Genomic DNA, 18231 nt, shown 5'->3' on the forward strand with positions numbered 1-18231 from the left:
ACCCGGTCGGTGTGTAACAGGAACGAACCGGCGAGGTAATCCCTGGTCCAGGTAGCCGGCGCAATAACGCGCGACCGAATTGGCCGAGCGCCAACCGAGCGCGCTTCGTGATCTATTCACCCGAGGTCTGGACCACTGCGCCCCGCCGTGGCGCCCGCCACGCGCCCCACCGGTCGCCCGTCGGCGATGATCGGCCCGGAGGTACGTTGTCGCCGGTGGAGCAGGTAAGGAGGCCGACGTGATCACAGGCTTCGCGGTGACCGTCGCGATCTGCGCGACGCTGGTCGCGGCGTGGAGTTTCGTCCAGGCCGCACGCAGGAAACTGCCCGACAACGCGCTGCTCGCCGGCCTCGCCGTGGTCGAAGCCCTGCTGGTGGCCCAGCTCGTGATCGGTGTCGTGCTGCTGATCGGCGGCGGCAGCCCCGGCAGCATGGCCACCTATCTCGCCTACCTGATCGGCTGCCTGGTCGTGCTCCCGCTCGGGACGGTCTGGGCCCTGGCCGAGCGCACCCGGTCGAGCACCGTGATCCTCGGCATCGCCTGCCTCGCGATCCCGGTGATGGTGCTCCGGCTGCACGAGGTGTGGGCGGGCGCCAGTGCGTGAGGAAACCGAGGAGAAGACGGTGGACAAGGCCTCCGGCCCGGGACGCATCCTGGTCGCCGTGTACGCGATCTTCGCGCTGGCGGCGACCTCACGCGCCGCGGTGCAGATCAGCACCAAGTTCCACGAAGCCCCGCTGGCCTACGCCCTCTCCGCGTTCGCGGCCGTCGTGTATCTCCTGGCCACCGTCGCGCTGGCCCGCCGCGGCGCGGGCTGGTGGCGGATCGCGCTGGTCGCCTGCGCCGTCGAGTTGCTCGGCGTGCTGACCATCGGCACGTTCAGCCTCTTCGACCGCGAGGCCTTCCCGCACGCCACCGTGTGGTCGGTTTACGGCCAGGGTTACCTCTTCATTCCGCTGGTGCTGCCCGTGATCGGGCTGTACTGGTTGCGGCGGACGAAGCCCTGACAGCGAACTCGCGTGATTGAAGGCGTAACTCGCGTGATTGAAGGCGTAACTCGCGTGATTGAACGCGTAACTCGCGTGATCAGGGGCCGAACACCACTCACGAGTCGAAGCAGCCCTTTTCGTTGAGCGGCCCGAAGGTGGGCAGCACCAGCCCGCACAGGTAGCCGTCGATCCAGCGCCCGTTGCCCGCGACGTTGGTGAGCACCCGGATCGCCGGCGCGAACGCGGCGATCCCCTTGGCCAGCGAATCCTGGTTGCGCTGGAGCATCGACGTCAGCCGGTCGAGTTGTTCGAGCACCGGCCCGAGTTGCCCGTCGTTGTCGGCGATGATGCCGTCGAGTGCGGTCGCGAGCCGTTTCGAGCCGTCGAGCAGATCTTTGATCGCCTGCTGCCGGGTGGAGATCGCGCGCAGCAGCGCGTTGCCGTCCTGGATCAGCCGCTGGACCTCGGTGTCGCGGTCGACGAGGGTCTGCGACACCTGCCGGGTGTTCGCGAGCAGTGTCCGGAGTTGCCGGTCGCGGGAGGCGATGGTGCCGGAGAGCTTCGAAATCCCGTCCAGCGCGGAGCGGACGTCGGCAGGCGTATCGGCGAAGGTCGCCGAAATCGTGTCGAAGCTTTTCGCGAGCTGGCCGACATCGATGGCGTCGACGGTTTTCGACAAATCCCGAAACGCTTCAAGAACGTCATACGGCGCGGTGGTCCGCCGCAGCGGAATGGGGTCGCCCGGATCGAGGATCGCTTCGCCGCGCGGGTCGAGCGCCAAGTACTTCTGCCCCAGGACGTTCTTGATCTGAATGGACGCGCTCGTGGCGTCGCCGACCCAGGCGTCCTTCACCCGGAAGGAGACGAGCACGCGATCGCCTTCGAGGTCGATCTCGGAGACCTTGCCGACCTTGACCCCGGCGATCCGGACGTCGTTGTCCGCGCGCAGTCCGCCCGCGTCGGAGAATTCGGCGGAATAGGTGGTGCCGCCGCCGATCACCGGCAGCGCGTCGGCGTTGAGCGCCGCCGCCATCCCGAGGGCCATCGTGGTGAGCCCGGCGAGCGCGAGCTTGATCGGATCCACCGCACCGAAGGACCTCATCGTCTCACCTCGCAGGTCACAAGCGGCAAAGCTTAGGGGCCGCTCCTGCCCATCGCCAGGCGAAACGTTGCACCGATCGGGTGGCAACGTCTGTCTATTGTGGACATACAGCTAGCGCCAGAGCCCGTCCGCCGTTCCCCGCGCGACATGCTCCTCGTAGATCTCGACCTTCCGGCTGATCAGCTCCAGGCAGTCGGCCAGTTCGGCGATCCGCTCCCGGACGGTGTTCTGATGTTCGCGCAGCAGCTCCAGCCGCTTTTCCTCGTTTCCCGGCCCTTGCCGGACGAGTCCGGCGAATTCGCGGATGGTGGCGAGCGGCATCCCGGACGCCCGGAACTTCGTGCAGTTCACCAGCCAGTCGACGTCCTGTTCGGTGTACACGCGGCGGCCGTTCGCGTCCCGTTTCACCGGTGCCGTGAGCAGTCCTTCCTTCTCGTAGAAGCGAAGCGCGTGCACGCTGAGGCCCGTCCGGGCGGTGACCTGGCCGATCGCGAGTTCCGTCACCCGGACGACGATAGCGTTTGACCTAGAGAGCCCTCTAGGTCCTAGCGTCCGCCGCATGACCACTGCACAGCACAAGATCGGCTCCGGCTTCGGCGCGCGCAGCACCGCCGGAGAAGTACTGGACGGCATCGACCTTTCGGGCAAGCTCGCCGTCGTCACCGGCGGTTATTCGGGGCTGGGCCTGGAAACCACGCGCGCGCTGGCGAACGCGGGCGCGCACGTGGTCGTCCCCGCGCGCCGTCCGGCCGACGCCGAGGCCGCGCTCGCCGGGATCTCCGGTACCGAGGTCGGCGAGCTCGACCTCGCCGACCTGGCGAGCGTCGAGGCCTTCGCCCGGCGGTTCCTCGGCACCGGGCGCCCGGTCGACCTGCTGATCGCGAACGCCGGGATCATGGCCGCGCCCGAACGACGGGTGGGCGCCGGCTGGGAGTCCCATTTCGCGATCTGTCACCTCGGCCACCACGCCCTGGTGAGCCGTCTCTGGCCCGCGCTGGAGGCGGCCGGCGGCGCCCGCGTCGTCACGGTGTCCTCGGCCGGTCACCATTCCTCGCCGATGCGCTGGGACGACGTCCAGTTCGAGCGCGGCTACGACCGCTGGCTCGCCTACGGCCAGGCCAAGACGGCGAACGTGCTGTTCGCGGTGCGGCTGGACACGCTCGGCGCCGACCACGGGATCCGCGCGTTCAGCCTCCATCCGGGCGCGATCCTCACTCCCCTGCAGCGGCATCTGCGGCAGGAGGAGATGGTCGAGCGCGGCTGGATCGACGAGCACGGCAACCAGGCCGACCCGGATTTCAAAACGCCGGAGCAGGGTGCGGCGACCCAGGTCTGGGCGGCGACGTCACCGCTGCTCGACGGGCTGGGCGGGCTCTACTGCGAGGACTGCGACATCGCCGAAGTCGTCGTCGACGAGGGCGAATGGGTCGGCGTGCGCCCGTACGCGATCGATCCCGGTGAGGCCGCGCGGCTCTGGGAGCTCTCCGAGAACCTCACCGGGACCTCGCTGGGCTAGTTCCAGAACTTGATCTCGGGATCGCCCGGCACCGGCCCGTCCAGCAGCGGCTGATGCCCGCCGCGCAGGTTCTTGTCGAAGAACGCGGAGACGTACGCCCTGGTCAGCGCCATGCCACGCGCGCCGTCGAGCAGACCGGGCTGACCGAGGCCGAGCTGTTCGCCGAGTACGCCGACGTCGGTGAAGGACGCGTGCCCGGCCGCCGCGACACTGATCCAGCGCTTCCAGCCGATGAGGTTCGGCCAGCTGCCCGCCCACGTGGTGTCCGGACCGGCCGGGGTGTACTCGCTTTCGCGGCCGAGCAGCAGGAACGGCCGGGCGATCCCGGACGCGGGGATCGGCGACCACAGCCTGCCGTCCAGGTCGGCGCCCGCGCGGATCCGCCGGTCGTCGACCATCGCGGTCGGCGTGCTGTACCCGCCGATCGAATGGCCCGCCATGCCGATGCGCGTCGGGTCGATCAGCCGGGCCCAGCGCGACGAAGGCCTGGTCAGCGTGTCGAGGACGAACGAGGCGTCCGCGGAACGGATCGGCGGGAGCAGCGTCGACTCGGACCCGCACGCGGCACATTCGGTGACGCGCCCGTCCGGGAACGCGGTGCCGTGGGACTCGTAGTTGTGGCCGATCAGCGCGACGACGAACCCCTTGCTCGCCAGCTCCTCCGCCAGTCCGGTGAGCGTCGTACGCGGTTTGCCGAATCCCGGCGACAGGACGACGAGCGCGTGCTTTCCCGGCAACGGGGGCGCGTCGACCCTGGCGCTGGCCCGGGTCCCGGCGACCAGTGCGGGGTCGATGTCGGGCAGGCCCGATTCGGTCAGGAACGCCTTGGCCTCGGCCAAGGTGAGGTAGGGCCGTTTCGGGCCGATCGGCACCAGCGCGGGGTAGAACATCGACACCATCAGCTCGCGCGGCCCGGACGGCACCCAGGGGTCCTGGCGCGAGCGGTCGACGAGATGCAGGTCGGTGGAGCCGACGGGATGCGAGCCGGTCGGCGGCGGCAGCGTCAGGCGTGGGGCCGCCGCGGCCGGGCTCGCCAAGGACACCATGCCGGCGAGGGCGGTCAGCGCGACGAGAAGCCGTCTCATGAGGTTTCCGTTTCTGTCGAGGATCTTCCTGCGTCCAGGCTGGAGCCCGGCGCCGTATCCGCGCGTCTGCCGCAGGTCGTATCCCGAGGTCTGCCGCGAGAGGGATCCGCGGCGCCCGATCCGGGATTACGCTCGGCTGGTGCCGGCCTTCCTCCAAAATCACCCGAGAGCCGTCGACCGCGGCCTGACCATCCTCATCGGACTGTCCACAGTGGTCACGGCAGACGATCCGGAAGGCTTCGAGTGGTGGCTGGTGTCCTTGGTGGCCTTGGCTTCTTTGCTCGTCCGGCACCGGAATCCCACGATCACCTTCGCGGCCGGGGGCACGGCCTCGCTCCTGCATCTGGCGATGGGCAACGACCTCAAACCCGTCGACGTCGTGGCGCTGATCGGCCTCTTCTCCGTCGCGGCCTGGGGGTCGCGACGGAGTTCCGTCGCCCTGCTGGCGGTGGGACTGCTCGTCGCCGGGGCGTGGTCTTTCTATGCCTCGGAAGCGAACGCGCGGACCCCGGGCCCGACGCCACCACGCCTCATCATCATCGATCGGCTGGCACCGGCCGACCCCGAAGCCGACGACCACCAAGTGCAGGACTGGGGTGGTTTCCCGGCCATCGGCCTGTCGCTCGGCGTGGCGTGGCTCGCCGGGCTGAACACGCGGCAGCGCCGGATCCGGCTGTCGGTGCTGGAACAGCGGGCCGCCGATCTCGAACGCGAGCGCGACACCCAGGCCGCGCTGGCCGTGGCGGCCGAACGCGGCCGGATCAGCCGCGAACTGCACGACGTCGTCGCCCACGCGCTTTCGGTGGTGGTCCTCCAGGCGCAGGGCGCCCAGGCGGAACTGGACCGGCGGCCCGAGCGATCGCGGGAGGCGCTGGACGCCATCGTCGACACCGGGCGGACCGCGTTGAGCGAGATCCGGCGGCTGCTCGGCGCGCTCGGCCAGGACGAGCCGGACTGGGAGCCCCGGCCCGGCGCGGAGCGACTGCCGCGGCTGGTCGCCGACATCCGGGCGGCGGGCACGCCGGTCGAGTTCCGCGTCGAAGGGGAACCCCGGCCACTTCCGTCCACAGTGGACTTGGCGGCCTACCGGATCGTGCAGGAGTCGCTGACGAACGTGCTGAAACACGCCGGTCCGGACGCGTCGGTGACTATCGTGATGCGGTACGGGCCGGGGGCGCTGGAGATCGAGGTGACCGACGACGGCGTCGCGGCGGAAGCGCCGTCCGGCACCGGGCACGGCCTCGAAGGGATGCGGGAGCGAGTGAACGTACTGGGCGGCACCTTCGACGCGGGACCACGGCCGGAACGCGGCTTCGCCGTCCGCGCGTCCCTGCCGTCATGACGATCCGGGTGGTCATCGCCGACGACCAGACGCTCGTGCGCACCGGCCTGCGGATGATCCTGGACAACGCCGACGACATCGACGTCGTCGGCGAGGCGGGCGACGGCGCGGAGGCCGTCGCGCTCGTGGCGGAGCTCGATCCCGACGTCGTGCTCATGGACATCCGGATGCCCGAGATGGATGGCGTCGAGGCCACCGCCGCGATCGCCGCGGCGCAGCGAGCCCGCGTCCTGGTGCTGACCACGTTCGACCTGGACGAATACGTCTACGCCGCGCTCCAGGCGGGGGCCAGCGGCTTCCTGCTCAAGGACGCGCTGGCGCCGGATCTGCTCGCCGGGGTCCGGGTGGTCGCCGCGGGCGAGGCGACCCTCGCCCCCACCGTCACCCGGCGGCTGCTCGACCGGGTCGTCACCGGCCTGCCCGCGTCGCCGCCGGACGACCGGCTCGCCCTGCTCACGAGCCGCGAGAACGAAGTGCTCCAGCAGCTGGCTCGTGGCCTGTCCAACGCCGAGATCGCCGAGCTGCTGTTCCTCTCGCCGGGCACGGTGAAGACCCACGTCGGCCGCATCCTCACGAAACTCGGCCTCCGCGACCGCGTCCAGGCCGTCGTCTTCGCCTACGAATCCGGGATGATCAGCCGCTGATCGCGGCGGGCGTGCGCCAGTGCTTGCCGCGCCGGGGCCGCCGGTGCTGTCCACGCCTGCCGAGGTCGGCGAGGCTGTCCAGGGGACGCGCGGCGAATTCTTCGGCGGTGATGCCCATCCGCACGAGGTACTTGATCTCGCCACGCACCACCTCGGTGTCGCGCAGCCTGCCTTCCTCGCGGAAGCCGAGACCGCCGTGCAGCGACAGCGACGCCAGGTTGCCGCCGTACACGCTGACCTCGCATTTGCGGAAGCCGCGCTGCCCGAACATATGCGCCAGGAGGACGGTGATGGCGTCCGTGGCGTAGCCGCAGCGCTGGTGGCGCGGGGCGATCCCGATGCCGTACCCGAACCGGCCGGTCACCGGGTCGGCGCCGATGGTGCAGACCGAACCGACCAGCATCCGGCCGCGCACGGTCTCGATGCCGAAGTGGATGTCGTCGCCCGAGGATCCCGAGCGGTGTGAGGCCCAGTGGCGGTGCCCGCCGCCGATCAGCGGCGTCGCCTCGCGGGCCATGTCACGGTCGAAACCCATCAGGACCCGGCGATCCCCCAGCCCGACCTCGCGCAACCGCACCTTCCGCCCGACCTGCTCGGGCTCCAGGGCGGAGCGGCTCACCGCGTCCGGCCGCACGGGTGCTCACGAACGATCACAAGCATGCATCGACGATATCGGGTCCCGAAACGCCCGAAGGCCCCCACCCGGTTACGGATGGAGGCCTTCGGCGTGAAGAAAGTCAGATGGCGACGACGCGCTGGGCCTGCGGGCCCTTCTGACCTTGGCCGATCTCGAACTCGACGCGCTGCCCTTCGTCCAGGGACTTGAAACCGCTGCCCTGGATCTCCGAGTAGTGCACGAAAACGTCCGGTCCGCCGTCGTCCTGAGCGATGAAGCCGAAGCCCTTTTCGCCGTTGAACCACTTAACGCTGCCCTGAGCCATACTTTTTTACCTGCTCTTCATAGCGAGTCTGAGCCCATTCGATGCCCCGATCTCGCCGTCCATTGTCGCAGGTCTTGCCGCGTCGCACACGTCGCCGTCCCAAATTTTTGTAGATCCCCAGGTCAGGATCACCTTCGGCGAGTCATCCGGCGGCCGGACTCAGTGCTCTTCCGGCTCGGAACCGATCCGGTAGGGCACCGGCTTGCCGTCCTCGTCGCGCACCTGGACCGGCTTGCCCTCGGCGTCCACGATCTTGCCGTCGACGATCCGGTCGCCGTCCTTGAGCCGGGAGAGGGCCTTGAGGTCGGAGTAGTCGATCACCCGGGTCGCGGTCGCGAACACCGACGGATCGGTGCCCGCTTTGGCCGGTTTCAGGTGGTTGAACAGCAGGTTCAGCACGACGGCCATGAGCGCGGCGGAGCTGATCCCCGAGTGGAAGATCGTGCCGACCCACGCCGGGAAGTGATGGTAGAACTCCGGCGCCGCGATCGGGACCATGCCCAGCCCGACGGAGGCCGCGACGATCACCAGGTTCATGTTCCCGTTGTAGTCCACTTTGGACAGGGTCTTGATACCGGACGCCGCGACCGTGCCGAACAGCACGAGACCGGCGCCGCCCAGCACCGGGTACGGGATCGCGGCGACGACCCGGCCGAGTACCGGGAGCATGCCCAGGACCAGCAGGATCACGCCGCCGGCGGTCACCACGAACCGGCTCCGGACCCCGGTGATCGCGACGAGACCGACGTTCTGGGCGAACGCGCTCTGCATGAACCCGTTGAAGACCGGCGCGACCGCCGAGGACGCCATGTCGGCGCGCAGCCCGTCGCCGATCCGGCGTTTGCCGACCCGCGTGCCGACGATCTCCCCCACCGCGAGCATGTCGGCCGTGGTCTCGGTGAGGGTCACCAGCACGACGATGAACATCGACACGATCGCGGCGACGTCGAAGGTCGGCGCGCCGAAGCCGAACGGGGTCGGCACGGCGAAGATCGGGCCGTCCCAGACCTGCGAGAAGTCGGCCTTGCCCAGCACGGCGGCCAGCACGGTGCCGACCACGATCGACAGGAGGATCGAGAGCCGGGAGATGGCCGGGACGGCGACCTTGCTGAGCAGCAGCACGATCGCCAGCGTCATCGCGGCCAGCCCGATGTTGGAGACCGAGCCGAACTCCGGCGCCTTGGTGTTGTTGCCCATCGCCCACTGGGCCGCGACCGGCATCAGGCTGAGCCCGATCACGGTGATCACCGTCCCGGTGACGACCGGCGGGAAGTACTTCACCAGCCGGGAGAACACCGGCGTGATGAGCAGGCCGAGCAGCGCGGACGCGATCACCGAGCCGAACACGGCGGGCAGCCCGCCGTCGGCCACGATCGCGGTCATCGTCGCGACGCCCGCGAAGGAGGTGCCCTGGACCAGCGGCAGCCGGGAGCCGAAGAAGGGGATGCCGAACGACTGCAGGATCGTCGCCAGGCCGCCGATGAACAGGCACGACGCGACGAGCAGCCCGATCTCGGCGGTCGAGACGCCCGCGGCGCCGCCGATGATCAGGGGCGGCGCGATGATCCCGCCGTACATCGTCAGGACGTGCTGGATGCCGTAAGTGAAACTCTTGCCGATCCCGAGCCGTTCGTCCTCGGGCCTGCCGCTCGCGGCCGCTTCGGCCCGCGTCCTCTTCACCATGGATCCGCCTCTCGATAGAAGCGAGCGTCGCCGGGCAATTTCAATCTGCGGAGGTTAACTTCCGCATGGCAGAACTCGCAAGACCCTGCCCGTACGGGTCGTCCTCCCGGCGGGCGGGCAAAGATCCTTTCCTCACAGCGGGACCGCGGCGCGGCGATGGTAGAAATCGTCTGCCCAGTCGGTGCGGTTCCCGAGGCAGGAAAGACGGCATACATGGCGAATCCGCTGGTCGCTGAGCGCCAGGACTCCACCAAGGCGCACTCCGGTGTCCCGCTGCTGGAATCGGCGATCGACCTCAAGGAAGGCATCGAGAAGGGCGACTGGGCCGCGGTCGCGATGGGCGCCGTCGGGACGGCTCTCGACGCGTTGTCGATGGCCATGGACCCGTTCGGTTCGATCCTCGCCGCGGGCGTCGGCTGGTTGCTCGAACACGTCGGCCCGCTCTCCGACGCGCTCGACGCCCTGACCGGCGACGCCGATCAGATCAAGGCACAGGCCGAGACCTGGTCCAACATCGCCAAGGAACTCGGCGCGATCGGCACGGATCTGACCGATCTGGTCAAGGCCGACCTGCAAACGTGGGCCGGCGACGCCGCGGACCGCTACCGCGAACGGTCCCAGGACACGGTCACCGTGCTCACCGCCGCGCAGAAGGGGTGCGAGGGCGCGTCCAGCGGGGTCAAGACCGCGGGCGAGGTCGTCGCCGCCGTCCGCACCCTGGTCCGCGACATCATCGCCGAACTCGTCGGCCACCTCATCAGCTGGGCGCTGCAGGTGCTGTTCACCCTCGGCATCGGCCTGACCTGGGTGGTGCCGCAGGTGGTGACCGCGGTCGCCAAGACCGCTTCGAAGATCGCCGACCTCACCACCAAGCTCGTCAAGGCGCTCAAGGGCCTGATGCCGCTGCTCAAGAAGGCCGACACGCTCTTCGACGACGCGGCCAAGGCCCTGCGCAAGCTGCAGGGCGGCAAGGTGGACGCCCCGCCGCCGCCCAAGACCAAGGGGGGCAACGACCGCGGGATCGACGAGGGCACCAGTAGTTCCAGCGCCGACGGGAGCGGTAGGCCCGGCGGCAACGACGGCAACACCAACGACAAGAGCACGAACACCAAGAGCGACAACGACCAGACGAACACCAGCGGCACCGGTGGCGGTGGCGGCACCCGCGACCGGGGCGGCGTCAACGACACCACCAAGAAGGACGGCAACGGCGACCGCTCGACGTCGTCGGATTCCAAGAACTACTGCGGTGACCCCGTCGACGTCGCGACCGGCGAAGTCGTCATGAAGCAGATCGACGTGACCCTGCCCGGCGACGCGGGCGATCTCGAACTCTCCCGCACCCATCTGTCGTCCTACACCGCGGGCCGCTGGTTCGGTCCCTCTTGGACGTCCACAATGGACCAACGGCTGGCGGTCCAGTCCGACCGTGTCCTGTTCTATGCCGAAGACGGCATGGTGCTCACCTATCCCGTCCCGGCGGGTGTCCCCGTCCTTCCGGCGCAGGGCCCACGGCACCGGCTACGCCGTGCGGCGGACGGCTATCGGTTGTCGATGGGCGAGCGCGAGCTGCACTTCGCCGGCGCGGGCCGGATCCTGCCGCTCACGGCCATCGAACAGAACGGCGTCCGCACCGAGTTCGCCTACGCGGCCGACGGCACGCCCGCGCGACTCCGCCGTGCCGACGGCGTCGAACTCGCGATCGGCACCGCGAACGGGCGGATCGTCGCGCTCGGGGCCCCGGGACAGCCACCGCTGGTGCGCTTCTCGTACAACAGGCTCGGCCAGCTGAGCACCGTCATGGACTACGCCGGCCGCCCCATGACCCTCGACTACGACTTCGGGCACCGGCTCGTCGGCTGGAAGGACCGCACGGGCACCTGGTACCGCTACGTCTACGACGACGCCGGGCGCTGCGTCCGCGCCGTCGGGGCGAGCGGTTACTACAACGCGACGTTCGCCTACGAACCCGGCACGACCCGGCACACCGACGCCGACGGCCACACGTGGACGTACCGCCTCAACGACGCCCGGCAACTGATCGAACGCGTCGATCCGCTGGGCAACTCCCAGCGCTACTCCTGGAACCGGCGCGACGAACTGCTGTCCCAAGTGGACGGACTCGGCCGGGAGACCGGCTACGAGTACGACGAAGACGGCGAACTGGTGGCCGTCCACCGTCCCGGCGGCACCACGGTCCGGCTGGCGCGCGGCACCGGCGGCGAGGTGCGGCTGTCGGCGGGCGGCGTCGAGCGCGTGGTCCCCGCGTTCGACCCGGCCACCACCCTGGTCGGCACCGGGATGCCGGTGGAGATCCCGGACGCGCCCGACCCGCTCACCGACGCGCCGGTGACGGACCGCCCCGGCGACCGCGACCTTTTCGGCCGTCCCCGCCTCGCGTACACGGCCTCCGGCGGCGCGGCGAGGCTCGGCTGGACGGCCGACGGACGTCGTGCCTGGCGGCTCGGCCCAGACGGGGGCCGCGAAACGTGGGTGCACGACGCCGAAGGTCACGTCGTCGAGCACCGCGACGCAGCGGGTGCCGCGCGGCGCCGCAAGTACGGCCCGTTCGGCCTCGTCCTGGAAGAGACCGACGCCGCGGGCGCGCGGACGCTGTTCACCTACGACGGCGAACTGCGGCTCACCTCGGTGACCAACCCGAACGGCCGCACCTGGCGCTATGTCCGCGACGCCGCGGGCAGGCTCGTCGAGGAGGTCGACTACGACGGCCGCCGGATCGGCTACGCCTACGACGCGGCGGGGCAACTGCTGCGTATGACCAGCAGTACGGGTGACGCGACCGAGTACGACTACGACCTCCAGGGCAACGTCGTGGCGAGGCGTACCCCGGACGACGTCACGCTGTACGAATACGACGCGCTCGGCAGGATGACCGTCGCCGAGAACACCGAGTCGCGGGTCGAGATGGTCCATGACGACGGGGACCGGGTCGTCGTCGACACGATCAACGGGCTCGGGGTGTGCTGGCGCCACGACGGCGACGTACTCGTCCGCCGGACATCGTCCGGTGTGGACAGTGAGTGGCGGTTCACCGGGTCAGGACTGCCGCGGTCGCTGCGGATCGCCGGTCACGACGTCGAATTCGGTTACGACGACGCCGGACGGGAGGTCACGCGCAGCATCGACGGCACCGTGGTGCTCCGGCGCCGCTTCGACGCGGAAGACCGGCTCGCCGAAGAGCACATCGCGGGCGTCGGGCCGCGCGTCTACGGCTACCGGCCGGACGGCAGGCTCGCCGCCGTCGACGACGCGATCCGGCCATGGCAGCTCACCTACGACACCGCAGGCCGGGTCAGCGAGGCACGCGGGCCCGCCGGGGCCGAACGGTTCACCCACGACGCCACGGGCGCCATCGCCCTCGCCGAAGGCGTCTACAGCGACGACGAGCGGGGCCGGGTCACCGCCGACCGGTCCTGCGCCTACGAGTGGGACCACCTCGACCGGCTGCGCTCCGTGCGTACCCCCGACGGCGCGTTCTGGACCTACCACTACGACGCGCTCGGACGGCGGTTCGCCAAACGCCGCTGGCGGATCGATCCGGAAGGGGAAGCCGAGCTCACGCACGACGTCCGGTTCCTGTGGAGCGGGATGAACGTGGTCGAGCGGATGGACTACGACCCCGCCGACGAGTCCTACCGGCTCCTGACCTGGGAACGCTACGACGACGACCGCCCCGTCGTGCAGATCGAGCGCACGGGCGCGCTCGAAGACGCCGTCTTCCGTGCCGTGATCACGTCACCCGCGGGGACGCCGACCGAACTGCTCGACGAACACGGCACGCTGGTCTGGCAGGACCGCAGCAGTTTCTGGGGTGTGCCGCTGCCCGGCGCCGACACCGCGTCGATGCCGCTGGCGTTCCCCGGCCAGCACCGCGACGAGGAAACCGGGCTGCACTACAACGTCTTCCGGTACTACGACCCCCGGACCTCGCGCTATCTCAGCCAGGACCCGCTCGGCCTCGCCGCCGCGCCGAATCCCGTCGGCTACGTCGACCAGCCGCTGCTCATCGGCGACCCGCTCGGCCTCGTCCCGCCCTGCGGCAAGTCCGGGCCGGGCAGCCAGCAGCGGCCCCAACCGGCCGGCCCCAGCGGGCAACCCCAGCCGCCGCGAAGGAGCCCGCGGAAGCCTCCCATCGACGTCGACAAGATGTCGAAGGAGGAGTTCGAGAAGTTCAAGCCGAAGCTCGACCAGATCCTGAAGGCGGACAAGCACTTCTTCTGGTCCGGCGGCACCAAGAAACGCAAACGCGGCGAAGAGGACGAGTACCTCGGCTCGGTCGAGGAGAAGGCCACCAAGATCGCGAAGCAGAACGGCGGCAACACCCTCGAAGGAACCCTCAAGGACAACAACATCAAGATGCCCGGGTGGATCAACGATCCCAAGGACCCGAGGAAGCCGCTCGTCCAGGAGAAGTGGGACTACGTCTCCGAAACCTTCGCCAAGAACTCCAACAAGGACACGCACGTGGTCTTCCCCTACTGGCCGGGCAAGGGCCACGACGTCTACCCGCATCGCCGCGAGGACAACGTGTTCGACGTGACCGAGTACCCGAGGCTCGAGAAGATGGGGATCGACGACATCACCAAGCACAACGCGGAGACCGGGCACACCCGCCCGTACCGGCACACCAAGTGACGTTGCTCCAGCCGGGCCGCTTTGGTATACCAAAGAGGTGTCTTCCGTGATGATCCGTGACGTCCGCCCCTGGGGTGGACCGCGCAGCGACGTCGAAGTGGCCGACGGCCGGATCGCCGCGGTACGGCCGCACGATCCCGGCGCCGCCCCGGCACCGGACACGGTCGACGGGCGCGGACGGCTGCTGTTCCCGTCGTTCAGCGACGTGCACGTCCACCTGGATTCGACGCGGATCGGCCTGCCGTTCCGGCCGCACACCGGCGCGCCGGGTGTCTGGGCGATGATGCTGAACGACCGCGAGAACTGGCGCGACGCCGAGGTCCCGCTGCCCGAACGCGTCATCGGGACGCTGGAGCGCATGATCGCCAACGGCACCACCCGCGTGCGCACATACGCGCAGGTGGACGTCGACTGCCGGCTCGAGAAACTCGACGCCGTCCTCGCCGCGAAGGAGCGCTTCGCCCAGCACGCGGACGTCGAGATCATGGCGTTCCCGCAGGCCGGGATCCTGCGCGAACCCGGCACCGTGGACGTGCTGGAGGCCTCGCTGCGCTCGGGCGCCACGGTCGTCGGCGGGATCGACCCGTGCTCGCTGGACAAGGACCCCAAGGGGCATCTCGACGTCGTGTTCGGGCTCGCCGAGAAGTACGGCGTCGAGGTGGACATCCACCTGCACGAACCCGGCCACCTCGGCGTGTTCTCGACCGACCTGGTGATCGAACGGGTCCGCGCGCTGGACATGCGCGGCAAGGTCACCCTGTCGCACGCGTACGACCTGGGGTCGATCTCGGAATCGGTGAGCCGTCGCCTGATCGACACGTTCGCGGAACTGGACATCGCGATGGCGACCGTCGCGCCGTCCACCGACGGTCAGCTGTCGCTCGCGGACCTCACGACCGCGGGTGTGCGCGTCGGCCTCGGCGAGGACGGCCAGCGGGACTACTGGAGCCCGTACGGCAACTGCGATCTGCTCGACCGCACCTGGCAACTGGCCTTCACCCACGGCTTCCGCCGCGACGACCTGATCGAGATGGCGCTGGCCGTCGCGACGATGGGCGGCGCGTCGATCATGAGCCACGACGTCCCGCGGCTGGCCGGTATCGCCGACCGTCCGGGTGTGGCCGTCGGCGACCGCGCCGACCTGGTGCTGGTGGACGGTGAGACCCCGACGAGCGCGGTGATGGACCGCGGCAAGGACCGCACGGTGCTGCACGACGGCGTCGTCGTGGCGGACGGGCTTTCGGTGCTCGGGTAAAGCGCTCGCGCGCGACGGCGGGCGCTGCTACCTTGCCGGAGGCCGTGCGAACGAACGAGGAGGTGGTACCCGTGGACATTTCGACCAGGGTGCTCCCCTCAGGGGTCACGGTCGGGCGATAGGTCGTCCGGGAGCGCCGTTTCACGCGCACTCCCGAAAGGCACGACCATGCACTTCACTTCCGAACGACGCCTCGAAGACGCCCTCGAGCGCGAATTCACCCTCGGCGACATCCCCGGAATCCTGTGGACGCCCGAATCGGCGGCACCGGCCCCGCTGATCCTGATGGGGCACCCCGGCGGACTCGGCAGGATGTATCCCCGGCTCGCGGCCAGGGCTCTGGCCTGCACGGCGGCGGGCTACGCCGCGGCCACCATCGAACTCCCCGGAGCCGGTGACCGGCCCCGCTTCCCCGCTGTCGACGAAGCCCGCGCGGACCTGCAGCGCGCGTTGAAGGCCGGCGAGCCGGTCAGCGACGACATCGTCGACCGGCTCGTCCTCCCCCTGGTCGAAACGGCGGTCCCGGAATGGCGGGCCACCTTGGACGCCCTCCTCGCACTACCCGGGATCGGCGGCCCGGTCGGGTTCTCGGGCGGGGTGATCGCCATCGCCACGCGGCTCGCGGTGGTCGAACCCCGGATCGCGGCCGCCGTCCTGTTCGCCGGAAGCTACGTGCCCCGCCGCATCCTCGAAGAGGCCCGGAAGGTCACCATTCCGCTGCTGGTCCTGCTGCAGTGGGATGACGAGGGGAACGACCGGCAGCACGCCCTCGACCTGTTCGACGCCTTCGGGTCGCAGGAGAAGACGTTGCACGCCAACATGGGCGGGCACACCGGCGTCCCGCACTTCGAGGGAGACTCGGCGGGCCGGTTCATCGCCCGGCACCTGAAGTAGGCCGCGGCGCCGATGTCGATTTCCGGGTGCGGCGTTCGTGGGGTAGTCGAGCGGTCGCCATGAGGGCGCCGCCACGACCACTGGAGACACGATGTCGCACCCGGAACCCGTCGCCCGCCGCATGTTCGACCTGGTCGAGCCCATCGGCCTGATCCCCTTCTTCGCCGACGAGCCCGACGAGGCGCTGATGGCGCTCGGCCTGCGCAACCAGTGGGACGCCTACTTCGCCGGGCGGGCCGCGCCGTTCGGCCGGTCGGTGCCCGCCGAGGTGATCCACGCGATCTTCTACAACTTCGCGCCGGGTGAGGTGGCACGTCATCTCCCGAAGGTCTGGGAGCTGACCACGCCCGAGGCGGCGCTGGCCGCCCGCGAGCGGGGCTGCGTCGCGGGGATGCGGCGGATCCTCGGTGACCTCGCCGACGCCCCCGGCGTCACGCGCGCCGGCGACCTCCTGCTGAAGGCGGCGACCAGCGCACCCGTGGAGGGGCGCGCCCTCTTCGCCGCCGTCCGAACGCTGCCGGTCCCGGTGGAGCCCGTGGCGCGGCTGTGGCACGCGGCCACCCTGGTGCGTGAGCACCGCGGCGACGGCCACACCGTCGCCTTGGTGGCCGAAGGCATCGGCGGGACCGAGTGCCACGTGCTCCACGCGCTGTCCGCCGGCATCCCCGCGCACGAGTTCGGCCGGGTCGGCCATCTCCCCGCCGCGCAGCTGGCCGGTGTCGTGGACGGGATGCGCGGCCGCGGCCTGATCGGATCCGACGGCCGGCTCACCGACTCCGGCCGGGCCGCGAAAGAGCGCGTCGAGGCGACGACCGACCGGCTCGCGGAGGCGCCTTACCACGCCCTGAGCCCGAGCGAACTCGAGAACCTCGTCACCGACCTCGAACCGATCTCGGCCGCCATCCGAGCCACCATCCCGTGGTAGTCACCGGACGCGATAACGCAGGTGGGTGGCGGCACCCGCGACGGGTTCACCCAGGGGGACGAGCTCGCCAAGGTGCCCGCCGAACACGGAGGTCCCCTGCCCCAGCACCACGGGGGCGAGGTGCAGGTAGACCTCGTCGAGCAGGCCGGCCGCCAGCAGCTGCCCCGCGACGTCGGCGCCCATCACGAGCACGTCCTTGTCCCCCGCGGCGTCCTTGGCACGGCGGACCGCGGCCTCCAGCCCGTCGAAGGCGAACGTGCCGCCGTTGTCACCGAGGAGGTCTTCCCTGGTCCGGTGGGTGACCACGAAACTGGGGACACCGGGCCACGGCGTCCCGCCCCACGGCCGCAACCCGAGGTCGAAGGTGCGCCTGCCGATGACGGTCGCCCCGGCCATCGCGTTCACCTCCTCGAAAACGCGGGCGTCGGGCCCCTCCCCGGCCATCCAGTCGTGCAGGCGTTCCCCGCCGTCGCCCATGGGCTCTTCGGCCCGGACGTTCGGCCCGGCGGTGAAGCCGTCCAGCGAAATCGACACATCCAGCACCACCTTGCTCATCGCAAGGCCTCCTTCGCTCCCGTGCGGCACATTCAGGAGGGAGTCGGAGCGGGCTCGGCCGTCTCGACATCCACGCACGAACGCCCTTGTCCGGTCCGGACAAGGGCGTTCACAGGCAGGGGTTTTCAGTCGTCGGTGCGAAGTTCGGCGTTGAGGCGCTGCGCTTCGTGGAGCTGGTCTTCGAGGGTGACGATGCGGCAGGCGGCCTCGACGGCGGTGCCCTGATCGACCAGTTCCCGCACCCGGGCGGCCAGGCGAAGCTGGTGCCGGGAGTAGCGGCGGTGGCCGCCGGCGGAACGCTGCGGGGAGATCAGACCGGCCTCGTCGAGGCTGCGAAGGAAGCCTTGGGTGGCGCCGAGCATGTCGGCTGCCCGGCCCATCGTGTAGGCGGGGTAGTGCTCGTCATCGAATTTGTCGGCCCCGTCGGCCGATCCGTTCTGGTCAGGGATCATTCCACCTCCACATCACAAAGGACCCCGGGTGCCAGAACGGCACCCGGGGTCCTCAGGGTTGGGTTTCACCATTGTCAACCGACGTGACCGCCGGCCTCTTGCACCCGCGTCCGGGGAACAACCGGATTCCGCGGGGATCGCTGATTCGTGACCGCGAACCACCTCCGTACTCGATGGAACTACGGCACCCGC

17 protein-coding genes are annotated in these 18231 nt (G+C 70.0%); 9 read left to right on the top strand and 8 right to left on the bottom strand.

Features of this window, described 5'->3' with window-relative positions; translation table 11 throughout:
* The first annotated feature begins 238 nt into the window (after positions 1 to 238).
* Both DMH01_RS21060 and DMH01_RS21065 read left to right on the top strand, forming a co-directional pair.
* Entirely contained in the window at positions 239 to 604 is a 366-nt protein-coding gene (locus tag DMH01_RS21060; protein WP_125678997.1) for a hypothetical protein, read from the top strand.
* Positions 597 to 1007, top strand: coding sequence for a hypothetical protein (locus DMH01_RS21065; protein ID WP_199745577.1), 411 nt, complete (start codon positions 597 to 599; stop codon positions 1005 to 1007). The genes DMH01_RS21060 and DMH01_RS21065 overlap by 8 nt, the downstream gene beginning before the upstream one ends.
* Positions 1008 to 1104: 97 nt before the next feature.
* Here the strand turns inward: DMH01_RS21065 and DMH01_RS21070 are convergent, their stop codons facing one another.
* Entirely contained in the window at positions 1105 to 2091 is a 987-nt protein-coding gene (locus DMH01_RS21070; protein WP_125678998.1) for an MCE family protein, read from the bottom strand.
* Positions 2092 to 2202: 111 nt separating this feature from the next.
* Positions 2203 to 2595, bottom strand: coding sequence for a MerR family transcriptional regulator (locus DMH01_RS21075; protein WP_125678999.1), 393 nt, complete (start codon positions 2593 to 2595; stop codon positions 2203 to 2205).
* A gap of 55 nt (positions 2596 to 2650) precedes the next feature.
* Between DMH01_RS21075 and DMH01_RS21080 the strand changes: the two genes are divergently transcribed.
* Positions 2651 to 3607, top strand: coding sequence for an SDR family NAD(P)-dependent oxidoreductase (locus tag DMH01_RS21080; protein ID WP_125679000.1), 957 nt, complete (start codon positions 2651 to 2653; stop codon positions 3605 to 3607).
* On the opposite strand, the gene DMH01_RS21085 is transcribed toward DMH01_RS21080, so the two are convergent.
* Entirely contained in the window at positions 3604 to 4692 is a 1089-nt protein-coding gene (locus DMH01_RS21085; protein WP_125679001.1) for an alpha/beta hydrolase, read from the bottom strand. The genes DMH01_RS21080 and DMH01_RS21085 overlap by 4 nt on opposite strands.
* 139 nt (positions 4693 to 4831) lie before the next feature.
* Here DMH01_RS21085 and DMH01_RS21090 point away from each other — a divergent pair, with 139 nt between their 5' ends.
* Together DMH01_RS21090 and DMH01_RS21095 are read left to right on the top strand one after the other, a co-directional pair.
* Positions 4832 to 6034: a sensor histidine kinase gene (locus tag DMH01_RS21090; RefSeq protein WP_125679002.1), complete on the top strand. Its 1203-nt coding sequence runs from the start codon at positions 4832 to 4834 to the stop codon at positions 6032 to 6034.
* Positions 6031 to 6678: a response regulator transcription factor gene (locus tag DMH01_RS21095; protein WP_125679003.1), complete on the top strand. Its 648-nt coding sequence runs from the start codon at positions 6031 to 6033 to the stop codon at positions 6676 to 6678. The genes DMH01_RS21090 and DMH01_RS21095 overlap by 4 nt, the downstream gene beginning before the upstream one ends.
* Here the strand turns inward: DMH01_RS21095 and DMH01_RS21100 are convergent.
* From DMH01_RS21100 to DMH01_RS21110, 3 genes are all read right to left on the bottom strand, one after another.
* Positions 6668 to 7312 (bottom strand): GNAT family N-acetyltransferase, encoded by a 645-nt coding sequence (locus tag DMH01_RS21100; RefSeq protein WP_125679004.1) that lies wholly within the window; start codon positions 7310 to 7312, stop codon positions 6668 to 6670. The genes DMH01_RS21095 and DMH01_RS21100 overlap by 11 nt on opposite strands.
* Positions 7313 to 7415: 103 nt before the next feature.
* On the bottom strand, positions 7416 to 7619 hold the full coding sequence (locus tag DMH01_RS21105; RefSeq protein ID WP_005149851.1) for a cold-shock protein: 204 nt from the start codon (positions 7617 to 7619) through the stop codon (positions 7416 to 7418).
* Positions 7620 to 7778: 159 nt separating this feature from the next.
* Entirely contained in the window at positions 7779 to 9302 is a 1524-nt protein-coding gene (locus DMH01_RS21110; RefSeq protein ID WP_125679005.1) for a nucleobase:cation symporter-2 family protein, read from the bottom strand.
* A gap of 213 nt (positions 9303 to 9515) precedes the next feature.
* Between DMH01_RS21110 and DMH01_RS21115 the strand changes: the two genes are divergently transcribed.
* The 4 genes from DMH01_RS21115 (at position 9516) to DMH01_RS21130 (ending at position 17032) form a co-directional block, all read left to right on the top strand.
* Positions 9516 to 13958: a DUF6531 domain-containing protein gene (locus tag DMH01_RS21115; RefSeq protein ID WP_158633245.1), complete on the top strand. Its 4443-nt coding sequence runs from the start codon at positions 9516 to 9518 to the stop codon at positions 13956 to 13958.
* 46 nt (positions 13959 to 14004) lie between these two features.
* Positions 14005 to 15213: an amidohydrolase family protein gene (locus DMH01_RS21120; protein ID WP_125679007.1), complete on the top strand. Its 1209-nt coding sequence runs from the start codon at positions 14005 to 14007 to the stop codon at positions 15211 to 15213.
* A 168-nt stretch (positions 15214 to 15381) separates the two neighbouring features.
* Positions 15382 to 16107, top strand: a complete 726-nt coding sequence (locus DMH01_RS21125) for an alpha/beta hydrolase (protein ID WP_125679008.1) — start codon at positions 15382 to 15384, stop codon at positions 16105 to 16107.
* A 91-nt stretch (positions 16108 to 16198) separates the two neighbouring features.
* Positions 16199 to 17032, top strand: a complete 834-nt coding sequence (locus DMH01_RS21130) for a MarR family transcriptional regulator (protein ID WP_125679009.1) — start codon at positions 16199 to 16201, stop codon at positions 17030 to 17032.
* On the opposite strand, the gene DMH01_RS21135 is transcribed toward DMH01_RS21130, so the two are convergent.
* Together DMH01_RS21135 and DMH01_RS21140 are read right to left on the bottom strand one after the other, a co-directional pair.
* Entirely contained in the window at positions 17033 to 17587 is a 555-nt protein-coding gene (locus DMH01_RS21135; RefSeq protein WP_125679010.1) for a dihydrofolate reductase family protein, read from the bottom strand. It lies immediately after the preceding gene.
* A gap of 125 nt (positions 17588 to 17712) precedes the next feature.
* Positions 17713 to 18039: a MerR family transcriptional regulator gene (locus DMH01_RS21140; RefSeq protein ID WP_125679011.1), complete on the bottom strand. Its 327-nt coding sequence runs from the start codon at positions 18037 to 18039 to the stop codon at positions 17713 to 17715.
* Positions 18040 to 18231 lie beyond the last annotated feature (192 nt).

The sequence above is a fragment of the Amycolatopsis sp. WAC 04182 genome (assembly GCF_003947465.1).
Classification (GTDB): Bacteria; Actinomycetota; Actinomycetes; order Mycobacteriales; family Pseudonocardiaceae; genus Amycolatopsis.